This window comes from Bacillus mycoides, from assembly GCF_001757995.1.
Lineage (GTDB): Bacteria > Bacillota > Bacilli > Bacillales > Bacillaceae_G > Bacillus_A > Bacillus_A mycoides_B.
This window is the reverse complement of record NZ_LXLV01000045.1, coordinates 75,961-95,621: the sequence shown is the minus strand read 5'-3', so window position 1 is coordinate 95,621 and position 19,661 is coordinate 75,961. Positions and strand designations below refer to the sequence as shown.

At 36.2% G+C, this 19,661-nt stretch carries 18 protein-coding genes; 14 read left to right on the top strand and 4 right to left on the bottom strand.

From position 1 onward, the window contains the following. Positions 1 to 47 precede the first annotated feature (47 nt). The 4 genes from serC (at position 48) to BWGOE10_RS15980 (ending at position 4,071) form a co-directional block, all read left to right on the top strand. Positions 48 to 1,130: a 3-phosphoserine/phosphohydroxythreonine transaminase gene (serC, locus tag BWGOE10_RS15995; protein ID WP_070144032.1), complete on the top strand. Its 1,083-nt coding sequence runs from the start codon at positions 48 to 50 to the stop codon at positions 1,128 to 1,130. 12 nt (positions 1,131 to 1,142) lie between these two features. Continuing rightward, complete coding sequence (locus tag BWGOE10_RS15990) at positions 1,143 to 2,315, top strand: 3-phosphoglycerate dehydrogenase family protein (protein ID WP_070143999.1); 1,173 nt, start codon at positions 1,143 to 1,145, stop codon at positions 2,313 to 2,315. A gap of 15 nt (positions 2,316 to 2,330) precedes the next feature. Continuing rightward, the gene (locus BWGOE10_RS15985; protein ID WP_070143998.1) at positions 2,331 to 3,578 is read left to right on the top strand and encodes a DUF1015 domain-containing protein; all 1,248 of its coding nucleotides are present in this window, start codon (positions 2,331 to 2,333) and stop codon (positions 3,576 to 3,578) included. Positions 3,579 to 3,693: 115 nt separating this feature from the next. Next, a complete protein-coding gene (locus tag BWGOE10_RS15980; protein ID WP_070143997.1) occupies positions 3,694 to 4,071 on the top strand; it encodes an enoyl-CoA hydratase in 378 nt (125 codons plus the stop codon). Between the two features lie 237 nt (positions 4,072 to 4,308). Here the strand turns inward: BWGOE10_RS15980 and BWGOE10_RS15975 are convergent, their stop codons facing one another. Together BWGOE10_RS15975 and BWGOE10_RS15970 are read right to left on the bottom strand one after the other, a co-directional pair. Then, entirely contained in the window at positions 4,309 to 4,704 is a 396-nt protein-coding gene (locus BWGOE10_RS15975; RefSeq protein WP_070143996.1) for a DUF3224 domain-containing protein, read from the bottom strand. A 236-nt stretch (positions 4,705 to 4,940) separates the two neighbouring features. Then, positions 4,941 to 5,972 (bottom strand): S66 peptidase family protein, encoded by a 1,032-nt coding sequence (locus tag BWGOE10_RS15970; RefSeq protein WP_070143995.1) that lies wholly within the window; start codon positions 5,970 to 5,972, stop codon positions 4,941 to 4,943. 292 nt (positions 5,973 to 6,264) lie between these two features. Here BWGOE10_RS15970 and BWGOE10_RS15965 point away from each other — a divergent pair, with 292 nt between their 5' ends. Continuing rightward, complete coding sequence (locus BWGOE10_RS15965) at positions 6,265 to 6,906, top strand: ATP F0F1 synthase subunit alpha (RefSeq protein ID WP_070143994.1); 642 nt, start codon at positions 6,265 to 6,267, stop codon at positions 6,904 to 6,906. Positions 6,907 to 7,085: 179 nt separating this feature from the next. After that, positions 7,086 to 7,355 (top strand): 2TM domain-containing protein, encoded by a 270-nt coding sequence (locus tag BWGOE10_RS15960; protein ID WP_070143993.1) that lies wholly within the window; start codon positions 7,086 to 7,088, stop codon positions 7,353 to 7,355. Positions 7,356 to 7,701: 346 nt separating this feature from the next. On the opposite strand, the gene BWGOE10_RS15955 is transcribed toward BWGOE10_RS15960, so the two are convergent. Beyond that, a complete protein-coding gene (locus tag BWGOE10_RS15955; RefSeq protein WP_070144031.1) occupies positions 7,702 to 8,574 on the bottom strand; it encodes a LysR family transcriptional regulator in 873 nt (290 codons plus the stop codon). A 184-nt stretch (positions 8,575 to 8,758) separates the two neighbouring features. Between BWGOE10_RS15955 and BWGOE10_RS15950 the strand changes: the two genes are divergently transcribed. From BWGOE10_RS15950 to BWGOE10_RS15935, 4 genes are read left to right on the top strand one after another with little or no spacing between them, the layout of a single operon-like run. Then, entirely contained in the window at positions 8,759 to 9,487 is a 729-nt protein-coding gene (locus BWGOE10_RS15950) for a (Fe-S)-binding protein (protein ID WP_070143992.1), read from the top strand. Then, positions 9,484 to 10,896 carry a LutB/LldF family L-lactate oxidation iron-sulfur protein gene (locus tag BWGOE10_RS15945; protein ID WP_070143991.1) on the top strand — a complete coding sequence of 471 codons (1,413 nt, stop codon included), beginning with the start codon at positions 9,484 to 9,486 and terminating at the stop codon, positions 10,894 to 10,896. Before BWGOE10_RS15950 ends, BWGOE10_RS15945 begins: the two co-directional genes overlap by 4 nt. 1 nt (position 10,897) lies before the next feature. Then, on the top strand, positions 10,898 to 11,590 hold the full coding sequence (locus BWGOE10_RS15940) for a LutC/YkgG family protein (protein WP_070143990.1): 693 nt from the start codon (positions 10,898 to 10,900) through the stop codon (positions 11,588 to 11,590). A gap of 40 nt (positions 11,591 to 11,630) precedes the next feature. Then, positions 11,631 to 12,983 (top strand): MFS transporter, encoded by a 1,353-nt coding sequence (locus tag BWGOE10_RS15935; RefSeq protein WP_098786301.1) that lies wholly within the window; start codon positions 11,631 to 11,633, stop codon positions 12,981 to 12,983. A gap of 579 nt (positions 12,984 to 13,562) precedes the next feature. Here the strand turns inward: BWGOE10_RS15935 and BWGOE10_RS15930 are convergent. Further along, positions 13,563 to 15,038 (bottom strand): RNA-guided endonuclease TnpB family protein, encoded by a 1,476-nt coding sequence (locus tag BWGOE10_RS15930; RefSeq protein ID WP_236735980.1) that lies wholly within the window; start codon positions 15,036 to 15,038, stop codon positions 13,563 to 13,565. 403 nt (positions 15,039 to 15,441) lie between these two features. On the opposite strand from BWGOE10_RS15930, the gene BWGOE10_RS15925 reads away from it, so the two are divergent. The 4 genes from BWGOE10_RS15925 to BWGOE10_RS15910 all read left to right on the top strand — a co-directional run bounded on the left by BWGOE10_RS15925 (position 15,442) and on the right by BWGOE10_RS15910 (position 19,431). Beyond that, positions 15,442 to 16,281 (top strand): YitT family protein, encoded by an 840-nt coding sequence (locus BWGOE10_RS15925; protein WP_070143987.1) that lies wholly within the window; start codon positions 15,442 to 15,444, stop codon positions 16,279 to 16,281. A gap of 204 nt (positions 16,282 to 16,485) precedes the next feature. Beyond that, a complete protein-coding gene (locus BWGOE10_RS15920; RefSeq protein ID WP_000781961.1) occupies positions 16,486 to 17,163 on the top strand; it encodes a response regulator transcription factor in 678 nt (225 codons plus the stop codon). A 1-nt stretch (position 17,164) separates the two neighbouring features. Beyond that, a complete protein-coding gene (locus BWGOE10_RS15915; protein WP_070143986.1) occupies positions 17,165 to 18,541 on the top strand; it encodes a sensor histidine kinase in 1,377 nt (458 codons plus the stop codon). 386 nt (positions 18,542 to 18,927) lie between these two features. Continuing rightward, a complete protein-coding gene (locus tag BWGOE10_RS15910) occupies positions 18,928 to 19,431 on the top strand; it encodes a DinB family protein (protein ID WP_070143985.1) in 504 nt (167 codons plus the stop codon). The last annotated feature ends 230 nt before the right edge of the window (positions 19,432 to 19,661 follow it).

Sequence of the window (19,661 nt, the reverse complement as noted above, 5' to 3'; positions counted from 1 at the left end):
AAGTTTAAAAAATAACGAGAATGAGAAATAGGGAGGTTACTTGGATGATGGAGAGAGTATACAATTTTTCAGCAGGACCATCAATACTCCCTTTGCCAGTTTTAGAGAAAGTGCAAAAGGAGCTTGTAAATTATAACGGGACAGGCATGTCTATTATGGAAATGAGTCATCGATCTTCTTATTTTCAAAATATTATTGATGAAGCGAGCAGCTTACTTCGTGAATTAATGAACATTCCTGATGAGTATGACGTATTATTTTTACAAGGCGGTGCGTCATTACAATTCTCTATGATACCGTTAAATTTAATGAGTACTTATAAAAGAGCTGGGTACGTACTGACTGGCTCATGGTCTAAAAAGGCATTGCAAGAAGCCGAAAAAGTAGGGGAAGTGCAAGTGATTGCTTCTTCTGAAAAAGAGAAGTTTACTTCGATTCCTAAAATGGATGATTTACCAAATGATGATGAACTAGATTATGTACATATTACAACGAATAATACAATTGAGGGGACAAAATATGTGGATATTCCACATTTAGAAAGAGTGCCGCTTGTTGCGGATATGTCCTCAAATATTTTATCAGAACAATATGATGTTACGAAGTTTGGTCTCATATATGCGGGTGCGCAAAAGAATTTAGGGCCAGCGGGTTTAACGATTGTAATTATAAAAAGAGATTTAATTGGCAGTGCAAATAGTGCTTGTCCTACGATGTTAAACTATGAAACTTACAGTAAAAATAACTCCTTATATAATACACCGCCAACCTTTAGTATTTACGTAACGAAACTTGTACTAGAGTGGTTGAAAGAACAAGGCGGGGTATCTGCGATTGAAGAACAAAATAGAATGAAATCTTCACTTCTTTACAATTTTTTAGATGAATCTAAATTGTTTACTTCACCAGTTGATCCTACGTATCGATCACTTATGAACATTCCGTTTACAACACCGTCAGAAGAGCTTAATAATCAGTTTTTACAAAAAGCGAAAGAACGCGATTTCGTTACGCTAAAGGGACATCGTTCAGTCGGCGGTATGCGTGCAAGTATTTACAATGCGATGCCGGTGGAAGGTGTTGGGCAATTAGTAGCTTATATGAAGGAATTTGAGCTTGAAAATAGATAGGGAGATGGGGATATGTTTCGTGTTCAGACGTTAAATCAAATTGCCGAAAAGGGTTTGCAAATTTTTGATGGGAATCGCTATGAAATTGGAGACAAAGTAGGTCATCCAGATGGTATTTTACTTCGCAGCTATTCTTTACATCAAGAAGAGTTTTCAGAAGATTTAAAGGCAATTGCAAGAGCTGGTGCCGGTGTAAATAATATTCCTGTTGAGCGTTGTACGGAAAAAGGGATTGTAGTGTTTAACACGCCAGGGGCTAATGCGAATGCAGTGAAGGAACTTATTATCGCAAGCCTTATTATGTCTTCCCGTAATATTATAAACGGAGTGAGCTGGACGAAAGAGTTGGATGGAGAAGAAGTACCACAGCTTGTTGAAGCTGGGAAGAAGCAATTCGTTGGATCAGAAATTGCGGGGAAGCGTTTAGGTGTTATCGGTCTTGGCGCAATTGGTGCTTTAGTTGCGAACGATGCGTTATCTTTAGGGATGGACGTTGTCGGATACGATCCATATATATCTGTTGAAACAGCATGGCGTCTTTCTACGCAAGTACAAAGAGCGTTTAGCCTAGATGAAATCTTTGCAACATGTGATTATATTACACTGCATATTCCTCTTACGAATCAAACGAAGGGGATTGTTGGTGAACACGCTATAGAGACGATGAAAAAAGGGATGCGTCTATTCAATTTCTCAAGAGGGGAACTTGTAGATGAAACAGCTCTTCAAAAAGCGTTAGAAGAAGATATTATTACACATTACGTAACGGATTTTCCGAATGAAAATGTTATAAAGATGAAAAATGTAACAGCAACTCCTCACCTTGGTGCATCTACGTCTGAATCTGAAGAAAATTGTGCAGTAATGGCAGCTCGTCAATTACGTGAATATTTAGAGACAGGTAATATTCGTAATTCAGTAAACTATCCAAACGTAGAGCTTCCGTACATTGGAAAGAAACGTATTACAATTATGCATCAAAACGTTCCGAACATGGTAGGACAAATTACAGGATGTTTAGCAGAACATCATATTAATATTGCGGATATGATTAATCGTAGTAAACATTCTTGGGCGTACACAATGATTGATATTGATAATGGTATTGATGATATAATTAAAGAGAATATTGTGGAAAATATAAGCAAAATTACAGGTGTTGTAGCCGTTCGAATGATTGTGTAAAGGGGAGAGGGAAAATTGGCAAATATCCGACCGTTTCGGGCCATCCGTCCAGTAGAAGAAAAAGCTGTGCAAGTTGCAGCTTTACCGTATGACGTATTAAATAGTGAAGAGGCAAGAGAAGTTGTAAAAGGGAATCCATATTCTTTCTTACACGTTGATAAAGCAGAAATTGATTTAGACCCGGCACTTTCACCGTACGATGATCGCGTATATGAAAAAGCGGGTGAAAATTTAAAGCAATTTATACAAGAAGAAGTGTTCGTTCAAGATGAAGAGCCAGCGCTTTACATTTATGAACTGACGATGCAAGGAAGAACGCAGTCAGGCCTTGTCGTTTGTACATCGATTGACGAGTATGAAGATGATACAATTAAAAAACATGAAAGAACGCGTCACGAAAAAGAACTAGATCGCATTCGTCACGTAGATGTGTGTGACGCAAATACGGGTCCTATCTTTTTAACGTACCGTACAAAAGAAGAAGTGAAACGTTTAATTGCAAGCTGGAAAGAAGAACATGCGCCCATTTATAAATTTACGGCAGAAGACGGTGTCGAGCATGTTGCGTGGAAGATTGCAGATGAAGAAGTAATTACGACTTTAGTAAATGCATTTGAAGATATCCCTAACTTGTACATTGCAGATGGACATCACCGCTCTGCATCAGCTGCAAAAGTAGGAGTTATGCGAAGAGAGCAATATCCGAATTACACAGGAGAAGAGGAATTCAATTTCTTCCTATCTGTTTTATTCCCTCATGATGAACTATCTATTTGGGACTATAACCGAGTTGTGAAAGATTTAAATGGTTTATCAGTAGAGCAATTTTTAAAGCAAGTTGCGCAATATTTTTATGTGGAAGAAGCAGGGGTTTCACCGTATAAACCAAATGAGCCAAAATCATTTGGAATGTATGTAAACGAGAAGTGGTATAAGCTCACTGTGAAAGAGGAAACATTTGATGCGAATGATCTTGTCAGGCGTTTAGATGTATCTATTTTACAAGATCATTTATTAAGTCAGGTGCTTGAAATACATGATCCGCGCTCAGATTCACGCATTGATTTCGTCGGCGGAATCCGCGGGTTAGAAGAACTAGAACGTCTTGTGAATAGCGGTGAATATAAAGCAGCATTCGCGTTATATCCGACATCAATGGAAGATTTATTAACAATCGCAGACGCTGGAGAAGTAATGCCGCCGAAATCTACGTGGTTTGAACCGAAACTTCGCAGTGGATTGTTTGTTCATTCACTAAAGTAAATATAGACTTTTGTAGTTTGGAAAAACCGGAATGATTGTTAATTTCGGTTTTTCTTATGTAACAAATGGAACATCAGTTTAGTTAAGTGTGGACTGTTTTTGAGGAGGGGTATCGATGAAATTACAAGTAGGCGAAAAAATCACCTTTGAGCGAACTTTTACAAAAGAAGATGTTGTTTTATTTACAGAAGTATCTAGGGATGAGGGAATTCATAATGTTACACCAGATGAGCAGGGGAGATTTGTTGTACAAGGGCTGTTAACATCAACGTTGCCTACAAAAATTGGCGGTGATTATAACGTGTTAGCTCGCAAGATGGATTTTGAATTTTTACGTCCTGTATTTAGCGGTGATACAATTCGTTGTGACGTAACCATTGAACAATTTGAGCCCGATGAAAAAAATCGAACAAAAATTATTGCGATGTTTACATGTAGGAATCAACTTGAAAAAGAAGTATTGAAGGGGAGTTTTTCGGGGATTATTCTTTAATTAGTAGGAAAAGTAATGAATAAGTGGGGCCCCCATGCCTCTCAGGCTTAGATTTTTAATTCCCCCCATAACGAAAATTTTATGCATCGTTGAATACTGATAATAAGACGTTATATAATATACTCTGTTCTTTTCTTTTCTTAACTATTAGAAGAATAGTTGAATAAGCTCGTCAACAAAAAGGACATTCCTAGTATTACAAGAAATGTCCTTTCCACTAAATTATAGGATATTTTGCTAAAATTCAAACGCTAAAATCAGTTTACTGGTTTGACCTGTAAACTGATAATTATAGGACCCTCTCAGATTTTCTAAGTTACCGGTAGCTTTGATAATTGTTCCTGGGGAATTTAGATTTCTTTTATCAAATATTCCTTGCTCTATAGCTGTAAATGTCCCTTGTTGTCCCTTATAAATTCCTTCAAAGTGTAAAAATCCAGAAATTTTAGCAGTAGCCAAGTGACCATCATTTATATTTGAGTCTAAATAATATAATAAGTATTCAACAAAAGCTTTTCCTTTTAATTCACCATCAATATCATATTCAACATGGGCAATATTAATAGGGAAATCTTTTCTAGTATCATCGATTAGTTTTTCATCCCATTTACTTACTGTAAATGTTACTTCCATATACGTAAATCCCCCTTTATCATTAGATAAGTAATCTCCCTCTAATTATATACTTTTAAAAAGCATCAATTCACAGTCATATCGCATAGGAGTGTTTTTATTTATTGGGGTCCTGCCATATCGCTATCAAGCTAACAAAATAAAATACTTCCTAAAATGAAAAATACGCTATTATTTCTGTAGGATCGGAAAATATAATTATAAAACTTATGGCTATACTTATTTAAAGTTTCACTTTACTCCACACCACTCTCTAAAATAGAAAAAGATCCATTTTCACAATCAATTTCTGCCATCGCACCGTAAGGTAAAATAAACTTCGGTTCAGTATGGCCAAAATTTAAATTATAAAGAATCGGCAAATCTTCTAAATTATGTTCCTTCATAACTTGCAGTATTTCATGTTTATATTCTTCATAATATTGTTCATCTTTCGGTTTACCGAAGATGATACCTTTTGCTTTTTGCAGAATGCCTTGTGCCGCATAATTTCGTAACCAATACTTTATATAACTTGGTTCTGGATGATCTTCAGAAGTTTCAAAGAATAGAATACTATCCTCCCAATGTTTTTTCTCAGGCCAAAGCTCCGTTCCTTTTGCAAATTCCAGTACTTCAATGCAACCACCAATTAAGCGCCCTTGTACAGTGGTAGAGCCTTGAAGTAGCTCATATCCATTGTTTCGTTGCATTGTACGCCTTTTATCCTTATTAATCTCTATCCATTCTAAACGCTCACTCGTCCATTCATGAGCTGGTTGAATTTCGCCAATCATTTCATTTGAAAAGAGAGTTCGATTTACCATTTCAATTGTATATGGATCCATCTCTACATTTTCGGCAAAGTCGGTCAAAATTGCTGGACCGTAAAAAGAGGAAATGCCTGCTTTATGGCAAAGTAAATGTGAAATAGTAACGTCAGAGTATCCCATAAAAATTTTCGGGTTTTCACGTATTACATTAAAATCTATATAGGGAAGTAAGCGAATGCTATCTTCACCGCCAATATTCGCAATAATTGCTTTCACACGCGTATCTTTAAAAGCTGTCATTAAATCTTCTGCACGAGCCTGTGGATTGTTATAAATGAATTCGCTACCTTTTAAACTATTTGGCATTGGGACAACCGTAAGACCGAAAACTTCTTCTAATCTCTTTACTCCTTGTTCATATCGCCATCTTATCTCAGAATCACCTGCTCCTCCCCATGAAGGACTTACTGTTGCCACAATATCGCCTGCCTGTAATCTGTTTGGTTTTATTAACATGTTAAATCCGCTCCTACATAATGTAATGGACTACGATTATACAAACTTTATTATTGAAAAAATATGATGCATGACATTAGTTTCTTCATCATCAATCCGTTTACCTGCTATTATTCTTGGATTTGGCATTAGTGTTGAATATAGGAATAATCGATTTAAATTTGAAAATTACAGTATGCAACATTGCATGAGAAAGATGGTTGCTATTTCTCACAACCTGTAACTATAAAAGTTACAGGTTGGTCGTATCCAATCAAAAAAATAAAATCATCATGAATGGAGATGTTTCATAATGGGTATGAAAAAATTAATTTTAGCTGGTGCTTTAGGTATTGCAGCGTTATCAGGAACGAATTTACCAGGATTAGAACTGTCAAAAGCGAGTGCCGCTTCTATTGAATCGAATTTCTCGACGTTAGAAGGACGAGTAATAGAAGTAGATAAAGGTGTAATTGTCGTGAAATCTAAGCAATATGAAGAACCTGTTAGTGTGTATATGGATTCATTTTCAAATGTGAAAGTAGGGGATGAGGTTAAAGCTACTGGATCTATGATGCGTAATTTTACGGAATATATGATTGCAAATACAGTTGAAAATACGTCAAATAAATTAGGTATGCACATGAAAGAAGACGGTTCTCCTGATTATGTGATTGGGGAAGTATCAAAAGTAGGAACGATGGAAGATGAGGGAGACGGTTCTACTAAATATGTAGTAGTTGAGTATCCATCGATAAATGGGAAGAAAGTTATTATTGATGTTTTCTTAACAAAGGGACAAGTATTTAATACGGGTGAGAAAGTAAAAATTGATATGAAGTATGTGGGCTGGGGTGGAAGTTCTATTAACTGGAACACAGTTGATCATATCGAAAAAGTGCATGAAGTAAAGAACAACGTTGAAAATAATGATGATGTTTGGATTTGGTCTTAATTAGACTACTGTAAATAACAAATGTATCATGCAGTACCCAGCAAATGATCATGTGTATGATAATTTGATGGGTACTTTTTGTTTTGTGTTTTTTTGAGAATAACGGATTTCCGATTAGAATATGATGTTAATACTGGAGCGAAGGTGAAAAAATACAATATTGAAAGAGGTGTTTAAGGGTGGAGCGAGATGAGGTTTATTTACGAGCTAAAAAAAGGGTGGAGAATTTACAAGCGTTTTACATTCATTTAACGGTTTATATACTAGTTAACTTAATGCTTTTTTTTATAAATGTAAGCTCTGATTCAAGTAAATTATGGTTTTTATATCCACTTGGAGGTTGGGGGATCGGTATCGTTATACATGGTTTGACAACTTTTCCATTTGGGATATTCGGAAAAGAGTGGGAAGAACGAAAGATTAAAGAATATATGGAGAAAGATAAGTAAATCCATTTTGATCATTCTATTTTCAAAATAATACTGAGGATGGGGTATTGTTCTACGTCCGTTTAGAAAAATGGGATAAAAAGCAGTAAGGTGTGACGGTTGTGGTAAAGACTTTGCTGGGGATTTACATTCATATAAATCGCTTTAAATAAACAAAGATGCGAAGTCTCTTCTATGGCTTCGCGTCTTTGTTTTTTCTTTTTAGAAGGATATATTCGCCATTCACGTATTCACATAAGCGGCGAATATAACATGTCCAATGATAATAATAGGAGAAATAATTTTGTAAACGAGGTAATGGCGATGGAGAAGCGAAGAGATCTATCGCTACACTTCAAAGATTTATTCATGTACATTCTATAAATCGTTGAGCTCTTTTAGAAAGCTTCCGATCTTTCAGCCATATAATCGATGATTCGGAATGATAAGGGAAATCTATTAAATCAACTATTTTTATAAATTCTTGCGGGATATGAGATACAGCGCTTTTCGGCAAGATAGAGGCGCCGATGCCAGTCATGATAAGCATAAGAATAAATGCTGAGTCAGGACATTCACATGCTATATTTAATTGAATACCAAGGTGCTTGCATTCATCAATGACGAGCTGATGATAGCTGTTTTCTGTATCTTTATGTAAAAGTAAGAGGGGAATATGACTTAATTCAGTTAGAGGGATTGGAAGCTGTGAGTGATATAGTTCCCATGTAGCAGGCATGACTAATACGAATGGTTCCTTTGATAAACTAATACTAGAGAAAACATCTTTATTAAAGGGCGCGCGCAAGATAGCAAGTTCGATATACCGATTTTCTAATTGCTCTATTAAGTATAAAGGGCCACCTTCCCATATTTTTAAGTTCACATTTGGATAGTTATCTTGAAAATAGCGGATTTTTTCAGCGAGAAAAGGAATGCAAGAATGAAATGCTCCAATAGATAGATTGCCCCTTAGCCCTTCACCGGTATCTTTAATCTCCGTAATGGTTTCTTCTAATTGATGAATAATGTTTTTAGCTTTCGTATATAAAATTTTTCCTTCTTCAGTCAAATGCATATTTCGACCGTTTCTTTCAAATAAGTTTACTGATAATTCTTGTTCTAGTAGCGATAGTTGTCTACTTAGAGGTGGCTGTGCCATATGAAGTCGATGGGCAGCACGGGTAAGCTGTTTTTCCTCAGCGATTACAATAAAGTAACGAAGTTTTCTTATATCCATGTCAAAGTCCCTTTCTATACCATTTTTGTATGCAAAAACAACCTTATAGATAGTTTTCATATAATATCCCACATGATATCATAAACAAAAAGTTTTAAAAATAGAAAATTCTAAAAATTTAAAATTTAATTTAGCAAAGTAATAACTTTAAAATAGATCGTATCGCTTTGAGGGGGGATTTTTTATGAAAGTTTCGTTATTTATTACTTGTTTATCAGATGTGTTTTTTCCTCAAGTGGGTAAGAGTGTCGTAGAAATTATGCAGCAATGTGGAGTGGAACTAGATTTCCCAGAAGGACAGACTTGTTGCGGGCAACCAGCTTACAATAGCGGATATCAAGAAGAAGCAAAACTAGCAGCAAAGCAAATGATTAAAGCATTTGAACATAGTGAATATATTGTGACTCCTTCAGGCTCTTGTGCTAGCATGGTTCATCTTTATTATAAAGAAATGTTTAAAGATGATAGTGAATGGTATGAAAAAGCAGTTCATTTAGCGGATAAAACGTATGAGTTGACGGATTTTTTAGTGAATGTACTTGGAAAAAGTGATTTGAAATCTAAGTTGGTTGAGAAAGCCGTTTTTCATCAATCTTGTCATATGAGTCGTGCACTCGGGATAAAAGACGAACCACTGAAGCTATTATCGCAAGTAGAAGGTCTAGACGTAAAAGAATTACCATATTGCCAAGATTGCTGCGGGTTTGGTGGTACTTTTGCAGTAAAAATGAGCTCGATTTCTGAAACGATGGTTGATGAAAAAATAAAACATATTGAGGCGACAGAAGCAAATCTCTTAATTGGAGCAGATATGGGATGTCTTATGAATATTGGAGGAAGATTGCGCAGGAAAAATAAAAATATTCAAGTGTTACATGTGGCAGAAGTACTAGCGAAGGGGCTGAATAAATGAGTGTGGCGGGGGAACTAGGTTTTTTGAAAAGAGTAGATAACGCGTTGCACAATCCGCAGATGAGAAGTGCGGTACCATTGACACAAGATAGACTTCGGATGGGACGGGAACAAGCTACACATGAATTAGGGAATATTGAAGAATGGCGTGAGGCAGCATCTGAAATTCGGATGCATACAATTGAAAATTTAGATAGTTATTTGGAACAATTAGCTACTAATGTACGAAAAAATGGGGGGCATGTTCATTTTGCTTTCAAAGCAGAAGATGCCGTATCGTATGTTTCTGAAATCGCAAGAAAAAAAGGAGCGAGATCAGTAATTAAGTCAAAGTCCATGGTTTCAGAAGAAATACATCTTAATAAAAACTTAGAAGAGATAGGGGTAAAAGTAGTAGAGTCTGATCTTGGGGAGTATATTATTCAATTAGCTGGAGAAACTCCATCGCATTTAATTGCCCCGGCCATTCATAAGACGAAGGAACAAGTAGCAGAGCTTTTTTCGAAGGAAGCTGGAAAAAAGATACCAGTTGATACGAATCAATTATTACAATTTGCTAGAGAGCAATTGCGTAAAGAGTTTTTAGAAGCTGATATTGGTATTTCTGGTTGTAACTTTGCGGTAGCGGAATCTGGATCAGTTGTTCTTGTAAGTAATGAAGGAAATGCTCGTCTTACTACGACATTGCCAAAAGTTCATATTGCTATTATGGGGATGGAACGTCTTGTTCCGACGTGGAAAGATCTTGATGTGGTCGTTTCAATGTTAACAAGAAGTGCTACAGGCCAAAAGATTACATCTTATGTGACTGGAATTAATGGCGAGCGTTTACCCGGAGATATGGATGGACCTGAAGAATTTCATTTAATTATTTTAGATAATGGCCGTTCTGATATTTTAGGAACTGCTTATGAAGAAGTATTAAAGTGCATAAGGTGCGGAGCTTGTGTAAATGTTTGTCCTGTGTATCGCAATATTGGGGGGCATGCTTATGGAAGTGTTTATAGCGGGCCAATTGGGGCAGTACTAGCACCTTTATTAGAAGGATATGAAGAGTTAAAAGAATTACCTTTTGCATCAAGTTTGTGCGGAGCGTGTACAGATGTTTGCCCTGTGAAAATTCCATTACATGACCTTCTCATTGAACATCGTAAAGATGTGGTGGAACAAGGGTTTATAACGAAATTTGAGCAACTGGCCTTTAAAGGTTTCACGTTTATGGCGAGTCATCCATTCGTTTATGAAAAAGCGATTAAAATGGCACATACAGGTTTATCGATATTTGCAAAAGAGGGCTATATTGCGAATGGTCCAGGCCCATTGAAAGGGTGGACAGAAAGTAGAGATTTTCCAAAACCTGCGAAACAATCATTCCGTGATTGGTGGAAAAAAGAAAAGAGGGATTCATAATATGAATACGGATGTTCAACAATCTTTTTTAAATAATATCGCACGTAAACTAAACCGAGAACGTCGCTCGGGGGTCACTCCTCCCAGGTGGAAGAACGATCCACTTAGACACTTTCCTAAAGAGATAGATCACGACAGTTTAATAGAGCAGTTTATTGCAAACTTGCATACGTTACATACAGAAGTAAGTCATATATACCGTTCAGAAATAGAAGGTGCACTTCAGTACGTTGTACATAAATTTAATGTTCAATCTGCGTTGTATTGGGATGATGATAGATTACATCAACTTGAAATAGGAAAGCATTTAAAAGGAAATTTCGTTTCTCATCGAATTTGGCAAAGTAAAGAAGGTGAAAGAGAACTACGGGATTATGCAGCTCAAGTGGATATGGGAATTACATATGCCGAAATGGGACTCGCTGAGACGGGAACCGTTGTTTTATGGAATGGTGGTGGGCGCGGACGTTTAGTTAGCGTTTTGCCAGCAGTTTATGTAGCGATTCTCTCAGAACATACAATTTATAGACGCTTAACAGAAGGCGTAACTAGAATTCACGAACAAGTTTCGAATGGATTACCTGCCTGTATCAATTTTATCACTGGGCCTAGCCGGACGGGTGATATTGAGATGGAATTAGCTTTTGGAGTTCATGGCCCTGGAAAGGTCCATGTCATTCTATTAAAGGATTAGAGAGAAAAACAAAAGAATACGAGGGGGAGTGGGGATTTTGATGAAGAATAAATTTCGTTATTATGTCTTTACAATGCTCACGTTTATTACGATGGTGAATTATATTGATCGAGGGGCCATCGCTTATGCGCAGTCCTTCATTATAAAAGAATATGGCTTTGACCCGAAGGAGTGGGGCGCTATATTAGGGTATTTTGGTTACGGTTACATGATCGGTTCTTTATTAGGAGGTATTTTTTCAGATAAAAAAGGACCGAAATTTGTATGGATCGTAGCAGCAACTGCTTGGTCTATTTTTGAAATTGCGACCGCTTTTGCTGGAGAAATAGGGATTGCTGTTTTTGGAGGGTCTGCTTTAATAGGATTTGCTATCTTTCGCGTTTTATTTGGATTAACAGAAGGGCCATCTTTCGCGGTTTCGAATAAGACAGCAGCAAACTGGGCAGCTCCAAAAGAAAGAGCTTTTCTAACATCCCTTGGTTTTGTTGGCGTTCCATTAGGTGCAGTATTAACTGCACCTGTAGCGGTCTTCTTACTATCTTTTACAAGTTGGAAAATCATGTTTTTTATCCTTGGTACAATTGGGATTGTATGGGCGATTATTTGGTATTTTACTTTTACGAATATGCCTGAGGATCATCCGCGAGTGACAAAAGAAGAACTAGCTGAAATACGAAGTACGGAAGGTGTGCTTCAATCAGTAAAAGCTGAGAAAGAAACTCGCAAAGAGCCATGGTACTCCTTTTTTAAAGTTCCGACATTCGTTATGGTTACGATAGCATATTTTTGCTTCCAATATATAAATTTTTTAATATTAACTTGGACACCGAAATATTTGCAAGATGTATTCCATTTTCAATTATCTTCCCTTTGGTATCTTGGAATGATTCCTTGGCTTGGAGCTTGTATTACATTGCCGCTAGGTGCGAAGCTATCTGATCGTATTTTACGTAAAACAGGGAATCTTCGTTTAGCTAGAACAGGGTTACCAATTATTGCTTTATTACTTACTGCAATTTGTTTTAGCTTCATTCCAGCGATGGACAATTATGTAGCTGTATTAGCGCTTATGTCGCTTGGAAATGCGTTTGCTTTTTTACCGAGTTCATTATTTTGGGCAATTATTGTCGATACAGCTCCTACTTACGCAGGAACATATAGTGGAATTATGCATTTCATCGCTAATATCGCGACAATCTTAGCCCCGACTTTAACGGGATACTTAGTTGTAAGTTATGGCTACCCTTCTATGTTTATCGTAGCTGCCGTTTTGGCCGCTATCGCAATGGGGGCAATGTTGTTTGTGAAACCAGGACAGCAAACGAAGACTGAAAGCTTATTTAATTGGAGAGGTAAGAAGAGGTTAGAGGAACCTCGTGCTAATTTTGAATGAGTCAAGTAAGGTGAAAAAATGAGTTGTATGCATTTGAATTGAATCCGAATAGTGGTATATGAAAAAACTCCTGAATTTGCATACTAAGTATGCAAATTTAATGGAGTTTTTTTTCATTCCCCCGGGAGAAATAAAGTGAAATGATCAACAACATGCGGAAGTATAAAATTGTATATAAATCTCTGTAATCAAATGCTTGATGTAAAGTCTATTCTACGGCTTCACATATTTGTTTTTTATTTGAATTTTGCCCGAGTAGCATGTGAAATCAAAACTTTACTTGTAGTACATAGTCAACTACCCCCACTGAGATGAAGCGTTTCAGTGGGGGCTTGAGTTAGAACACTAGGTCTTTTCGTCTATCGCTAGACAGTTGACGCTCTAACATTCATGCCACCTTACGGTAACACCCCAAGTAAGTTTTTGGTTGGTACTGGCAACGAACGATTGTTTTCCCACTTGCACCACCCTTTCGAAAAAGAGCAGTTCTTCCTTTTGGAAGAAGCCACCACTCAGATGAATCCGGCGTGTGCTACAAGCCCCGACAAGTCGAGTACACATGGATGGTTGACGCACCCACTAAGCTATGCACGAAGCAACAGCCTTACGTTTTTGCACTTCTAATAGAATCGGCGTTTTCACTTTAAGATTGTCATCCAATTCTACAACTTTTGATTTTTTCAATGTATTCAACGCACCATTAATATCAGCGTGGATACATGTTCCTGCTTTACTTTGGTACAGACCACGATTGATTCGTTTGCCACTAAATCGATAATGCGTCCTATCATCCTTAGACCAAACTGGAACCCTATCTTTATCAAGAAAACTAGCTTTTGAAGTATAGCTTTCTTCTTGTTTTAAAAATCGGATGCCTTCTTTTACACATTTATTCTCAATCGCTGCAATCAGTTTATGAAATGGGATTTGAACAAATGCTTGATTATTCTTTTTTCCCATATCAGATTTTTGTTTCCAACCAGCGTTATACCCTATGACAACAGTATCTATGTTGCATGCTTTCACTTTTTTAAACAACAGGCCTACAGTTTGTGAAATGTAACCATTTATTTGTCGTTCTCGCTTATTCCAAAGTGCAGCCATTTTATTCGTTACAACGCGTTTTGAAAGTCCATTTTCCACATTTTTCAGTTGCAGATTACGTATCGTTTTGTTGAAGTATTGGTTAATGGATTTTAATTTTTTCCCATCAATTAAGAATGTATCACCTGTATTTGTCACGCAACTTACTAATCTGTCTACACCTAAATCGCAACTCAAAGCTTTACTAGTAGTCGTGGATTGTTTCTTCATTTGAGAAACGTGCATCTCATATGTGTAATGCACCTCAAAGAACCGACCTTTTTGCTTCGGTACAATCTCAATGTAGGAGATTTTTTTATTTCTTAAGTTTTTTGGCATACGTATTTTAATGGAACTGAATTTTTTTCTGAATGCAACATTCATCGGAATCATCCAATACCCGTTATCATCCACTTTTGGAACTTGATAGATTTCAATAATTCGTTTATCCGTTGAACGAGAATAATTCGGAAACTTAGGACGCCCTGTGAATGTTTCATGTGTTTTCTTCCACTGTTCCCATGCTTTAAAAAAGCTCTTCACTTCTGTAAATAAGGCTCTACGAATCGCTTGAACAGAGTTTGATTGCATGCCCGAGTAGTTCATATCGGCTTGCATGGCAGTGTCCACTTCTTTTACAGTAGCCATTTTATTATGGTTCAAATAACTTTGTTTAATAGTATACAATCCAACATTTCGCAATGCTTTTGAACTATGTGACATGCGCTGCAATAAACGAAATTCTTTAGCTGTGAGGCAAGCCCGTCCGATATTCTGTTTCTGAGTGAATCGTTGTATGTTTTCTCTTTTCTTTTGTTTACGTAATACTTTCACTGCTTTCTTTTTAACCATCGTTTTCACCACCTTTCTTAGAGAGTTCATTAAAATTATTTTTGACAAATCAATATTTGGAACGAAACGGAACAAAATATGAACATGTTCTTCATCGTAATTCCATTCTTCTACAGTAATTCCTTTTGGCTCAAGTGACCGAATGATTATTATTATCCAATTTCGTTGTCTTACGATATATTCCCTCCTTATCTACGACAGATTATATCGTAAAACAAAAACAAATGTTCGAAACCCAAAATTGTTATGAACGAAACAAAAGAGTTCAGTCTACCTTCTGACGGCAATTCATCACCACCTGAATTGTTGGGTTTCACCCCTAACCCAATTCAGATGGAGTCTTCTTGCCGAAAAGGATAAATAAAGTTGTTACCCTTTTTAAATTACATGTGGATATAGGATAAAGTTGTTTTATCATCCTATATTAAAATAAAAACAAACCACTGTTCGATTTGAATATTCCACGATATAATGGTGAGAGTTTATGGCAGAATAAATATTTACATAAGAAGTGAGGTACTGTATGAAAAAAAGAACGACAGACATTATTTTTATTATTATTGGTGCATTTCTTTTTGCGTTAGGTGTGAATTTGTTTGTTATCCCGAACGAGTTTGGTGAGGGTGGAGTAACAGGTATCACGATTATTACGTACTATTTATTTGAGTGGTCACCAGGCTTAGTTAACTTAATTTTAAATGCGATTTTGTTAATAGCTGGTTATAAATTTTTGAATAAGATCACAACAATTTATACGATCATTGCTGTAGTTACTAACTCGCTATTTCTTCATTTGACAGAAGGCTGGACGATTGCTTCGGATGAAATGCTCGTAAATGCCATTTTCGGTGGAATATTTATCGGGTGCGGGATTGGTCTCATCATTCGCGTTGGTGGAACGACAGCAGGTACTACCATCTTAGCAAGGATGACCCATAAGTACTTAGGCTGGAGTATCAGCTACGGTCTACTGTTCTTCGATTTAATCGTTGCGTTTTCATCTTATTTCATCATTGGTGCAGAAAAACTGATGCTGACAATTATTATGCTATATGTAGGAACGAAAGTAATGGAATTTGTAATTGAAGGTTTAAATCCGAAGAAGGCCATTACGATTATTTCTGATAACCCGAATGAAATTGCCGGGAAGGTGACTACCTTAATGGGCAGAGGGGTTACTGTGTACTCAGGTCATGGCTATTACACGAAAACTCCGAAGGAAATTCTTTATATTGTTATTAATAAGCAAGAAGTAGTGAAGCTAAAACGGATTGTTCAAACTACGGATCCGGCTGCGTTCATCGCTATACATGATGTTCGTGATGTGTTCGGAGAAGGGTTTGTTGATATTTCTAAGGCTTAATAAGGATTAGAAATTACTTTTAATTAAAATAATCTTAATACTAAAATGTGAGAATCTATTTTGAATAATCTTTTTTCAAAATAGATTCTTTTTATTTATCAACTTTTATAAGAAACAACCGTTTTATAGCATTTTGTTTTTCTTGCAAAAAATCCAATTGTTTCTTAATGTAAGGATGTAGAAGGATGAACGAGAGAGGGTTTAATGAAGATGATACATATTTTATTAGCTGATGATGATAAGCATATTAGAGAGTTATTACATTACCATTTACAAAAAGAGGGGTTTAAAGTTTTTGAGGCGGAAGATGGAAAGGTAGCGCAAGACGTTTTAGAGAAGGAAAACATTCATCTTGCGATAGTAGACATTATGATGCCGTTCGTTGATGGCTATACGTTATGCGAAGAAATCCGGAAGTATCATGATATACCTGTTATTTTATTAACTGCAAAAGATCAGTTAGTCGATAAAGAAAAAGGATTCATTTCTGGTACGGATGATTATATTGTGAAACCATTTGAACCAGCTGAAGTCATTTTCCGTATGAAAGCATTATTGCGCCGTTATCAAATGCTGAGTGCCGACATTATTACACTCCACGGAACGACAATTGATCGTAAAGGTGTTGAAGTAAAGTGTAACGGGCAGACGATTTTGCTTCCTTTAAAGGAATTTGAGTTATTATCACAACTTGCTAGTTATCCTGGTAGAACATTTTCGAGAGAAGAATTAATTGAATTAGTATGGGGAATGGATTTTGAAGGAGATGAACGAACAGTTGACGTTCATGTGAAGAGACTACGAGATCGTTTCTCAAAACGAACGGATGATTTTCAAATTACGACAGTGCGCGGACTCGGTTATAAGTTGGAGCTGAAATAAAATGAAATCACTATATTCGAGATTTGTATTTATGACAGTCGGTATTATGCTTCTTAGTAGTATTATCGGCTTTTTATTAACGAACGTATATTATCAAGTGAAGTTAAAACCGTATAACAGTGAAAAGATTTTAAAGTATGCTGAAGAAGTTAAGTCATTATATGAAAAGCAAAGTGAAGAAAATAAAGAAGCGTACTTACATTCTATTGCGAAATTAGGGTATGAAATTTATATTGTCGATGACCAAAAGAAAGGAAAACGTATCGGAAATGCGTTTCGTAAGACGTCTATTAGCGACGATACAGTTCATAAAGTATTGCAAGGAGAAACGTTTAATGGCGTTTCCACATATCCGACTCGCCTATTTATTACTGGTTTTTTCGATAATGAATTAATCAATAGTGTCGGTGTACCAGTACAACATGGGGATAAACAGTACGCTTTGTTTATTCGTCCTGACATTCAGAACCAATTTGGCGAGATGCGAATTTTCTTAGCGGTATTACTTGGGTTTATCGTGCTATTAAGTATCATTTTTATAGCGATTGCAGCAGGATATATCGTACGTCCTATTCGTAAATTTACGAAGGCTACGCAAAAAATTGCGAGTGGTGAATATGAAATTGAATTAGACGTAAAACGAAAAGATGAAATTGGTACGTTATCTACAAGCTTCCAGAAGATGACGAAAAGTATAAAAGAATTAGATGAAATGAGACAAGAATTTGTTTCGAACGTTTCACATGAATTCCAATCGCCGCTTTCTTCCATACAAGGTTTTTCGAAAACATTGCAAACAGAAAATATGAGTGAAGAAGAAAGAAATCATTACTTACAAATTATTGAGGGCGAAAGTAAGCGAATGTCTAGTTTATGTAAACAGTTACTTACGCTCGCTTCTTTAGATAAAGAAGAAAAAGTATTACAAATAAAAGAATTCAATCTGCAGAAGCAAATTAAAGACGTTATTTTTATGCTTGAATGGAAATGGCGTGAAAAAGATATCGCTGTTGAATTTGATGTGCCAGATATCGTTATAAACGGTGATGAAAACTTACTTCATCAAGTATGGAGTAATATTTTTACGAATAGTATTAAGTTTTCAAACGATGGCGGAACGATTGAATTTGTTGTAGAAGAATTAGAGTCTAGTGTGATGATCTCTATATCAGACAACGGAATTGGTATGGAAAAAGAAGAAATGGATCGTATTTTTGATCGTTTTTACAAAGTAGATACGGCAAGGGCAAGAAACGTAGAAGGTAGTGGCTTAGGATTATCTATCGTACAGAAAATCGTTGAACTTCATAATGGAAAAGTTTCGGTGTATAGTACGAAGGGGGAAGGGACGACTGTTCGGGTGGAGCTTCCTAAATAAATGTAAGGGGAGAGGCTGTTTGGGAACAGCCTCTTCTCTTTTGTCGTTTTTCGTCGGCAAGTTGATATAATCGAAAAATCGCTGATATATTATCACTTACGTGTAAAGTGATAAAAAGTTGTTTAAAAAAATGCGAGTCATTCTATTCCACAATTGGGCCATATTCTTGAATAACGATTAGTGATTAATTTGGATATTTATGTGAATAAATAGAGGTTGTGAAGGAATGTACTTAAGGTAACAGGTCAGATTAGTTTAGGAAGGAATATTATAAATAATATGGAATAATAAATAAATTGAACAACAGAATTTATAGAAAAATTATTTATCTTTTAGGCATCAATTGTTTCAATACGAAAAAACTATTGGAAATGAGGGATTTTAAGATGACACACCCCGCATTAATAATGTACAAATACCACGTATGGGCAAATGGAGTGATAATTGATCGTTTAAAAGAACTACCACAGGACATTTATCATAAGGAAATTCAGAGTGGTTTTTCTTCGGTATCAAAGGTGTTGTCGCACATTTATCTTACAGATTACGCATGGTTTGACATTATATTAGGTAAAAGTATGAATGAAGCAATGGTGTCTACGAACCAATTGAGAGAACAGGTGGAAACGAAAAATATTGAGGAAATGAAAAAATTATTTCAAGACTTATCCGAACGAAACAAATCCCTTTTAAACAGTCAAGAAGATATTGATAAGTTGATAGTGGTGAACAACCCATATGCTGGGTTGCTTGAAACTTCTATTTCTGAATCAGTACTTCACATTGTCACCCATGGTTCTTATCACCGTGGCAATATAGCTACCATGTTGCGGCAAATGGGGCAAACCTCCGTTATGCAAGATTTTGGACTTTACCTATATTCAAAATAAAACAGAGTTACTCAAGCGCAAATCTCCTTTAAATGGTTCCGTTTTTAAACCGGTGCGTTAGTCAAAAGGAAACAGGAAGCAATCAAAATCATCATCTTGATTTTCCACAATGGGGCGCTATTGTTGAATAAAACTTAAATTTTCAAACAACTTTATTGTTATATTTTTTAGTGTAGTAAAGTATCTTACATACAAAATGAAACAACTATATTTTTAACCCCGTCCTAAAT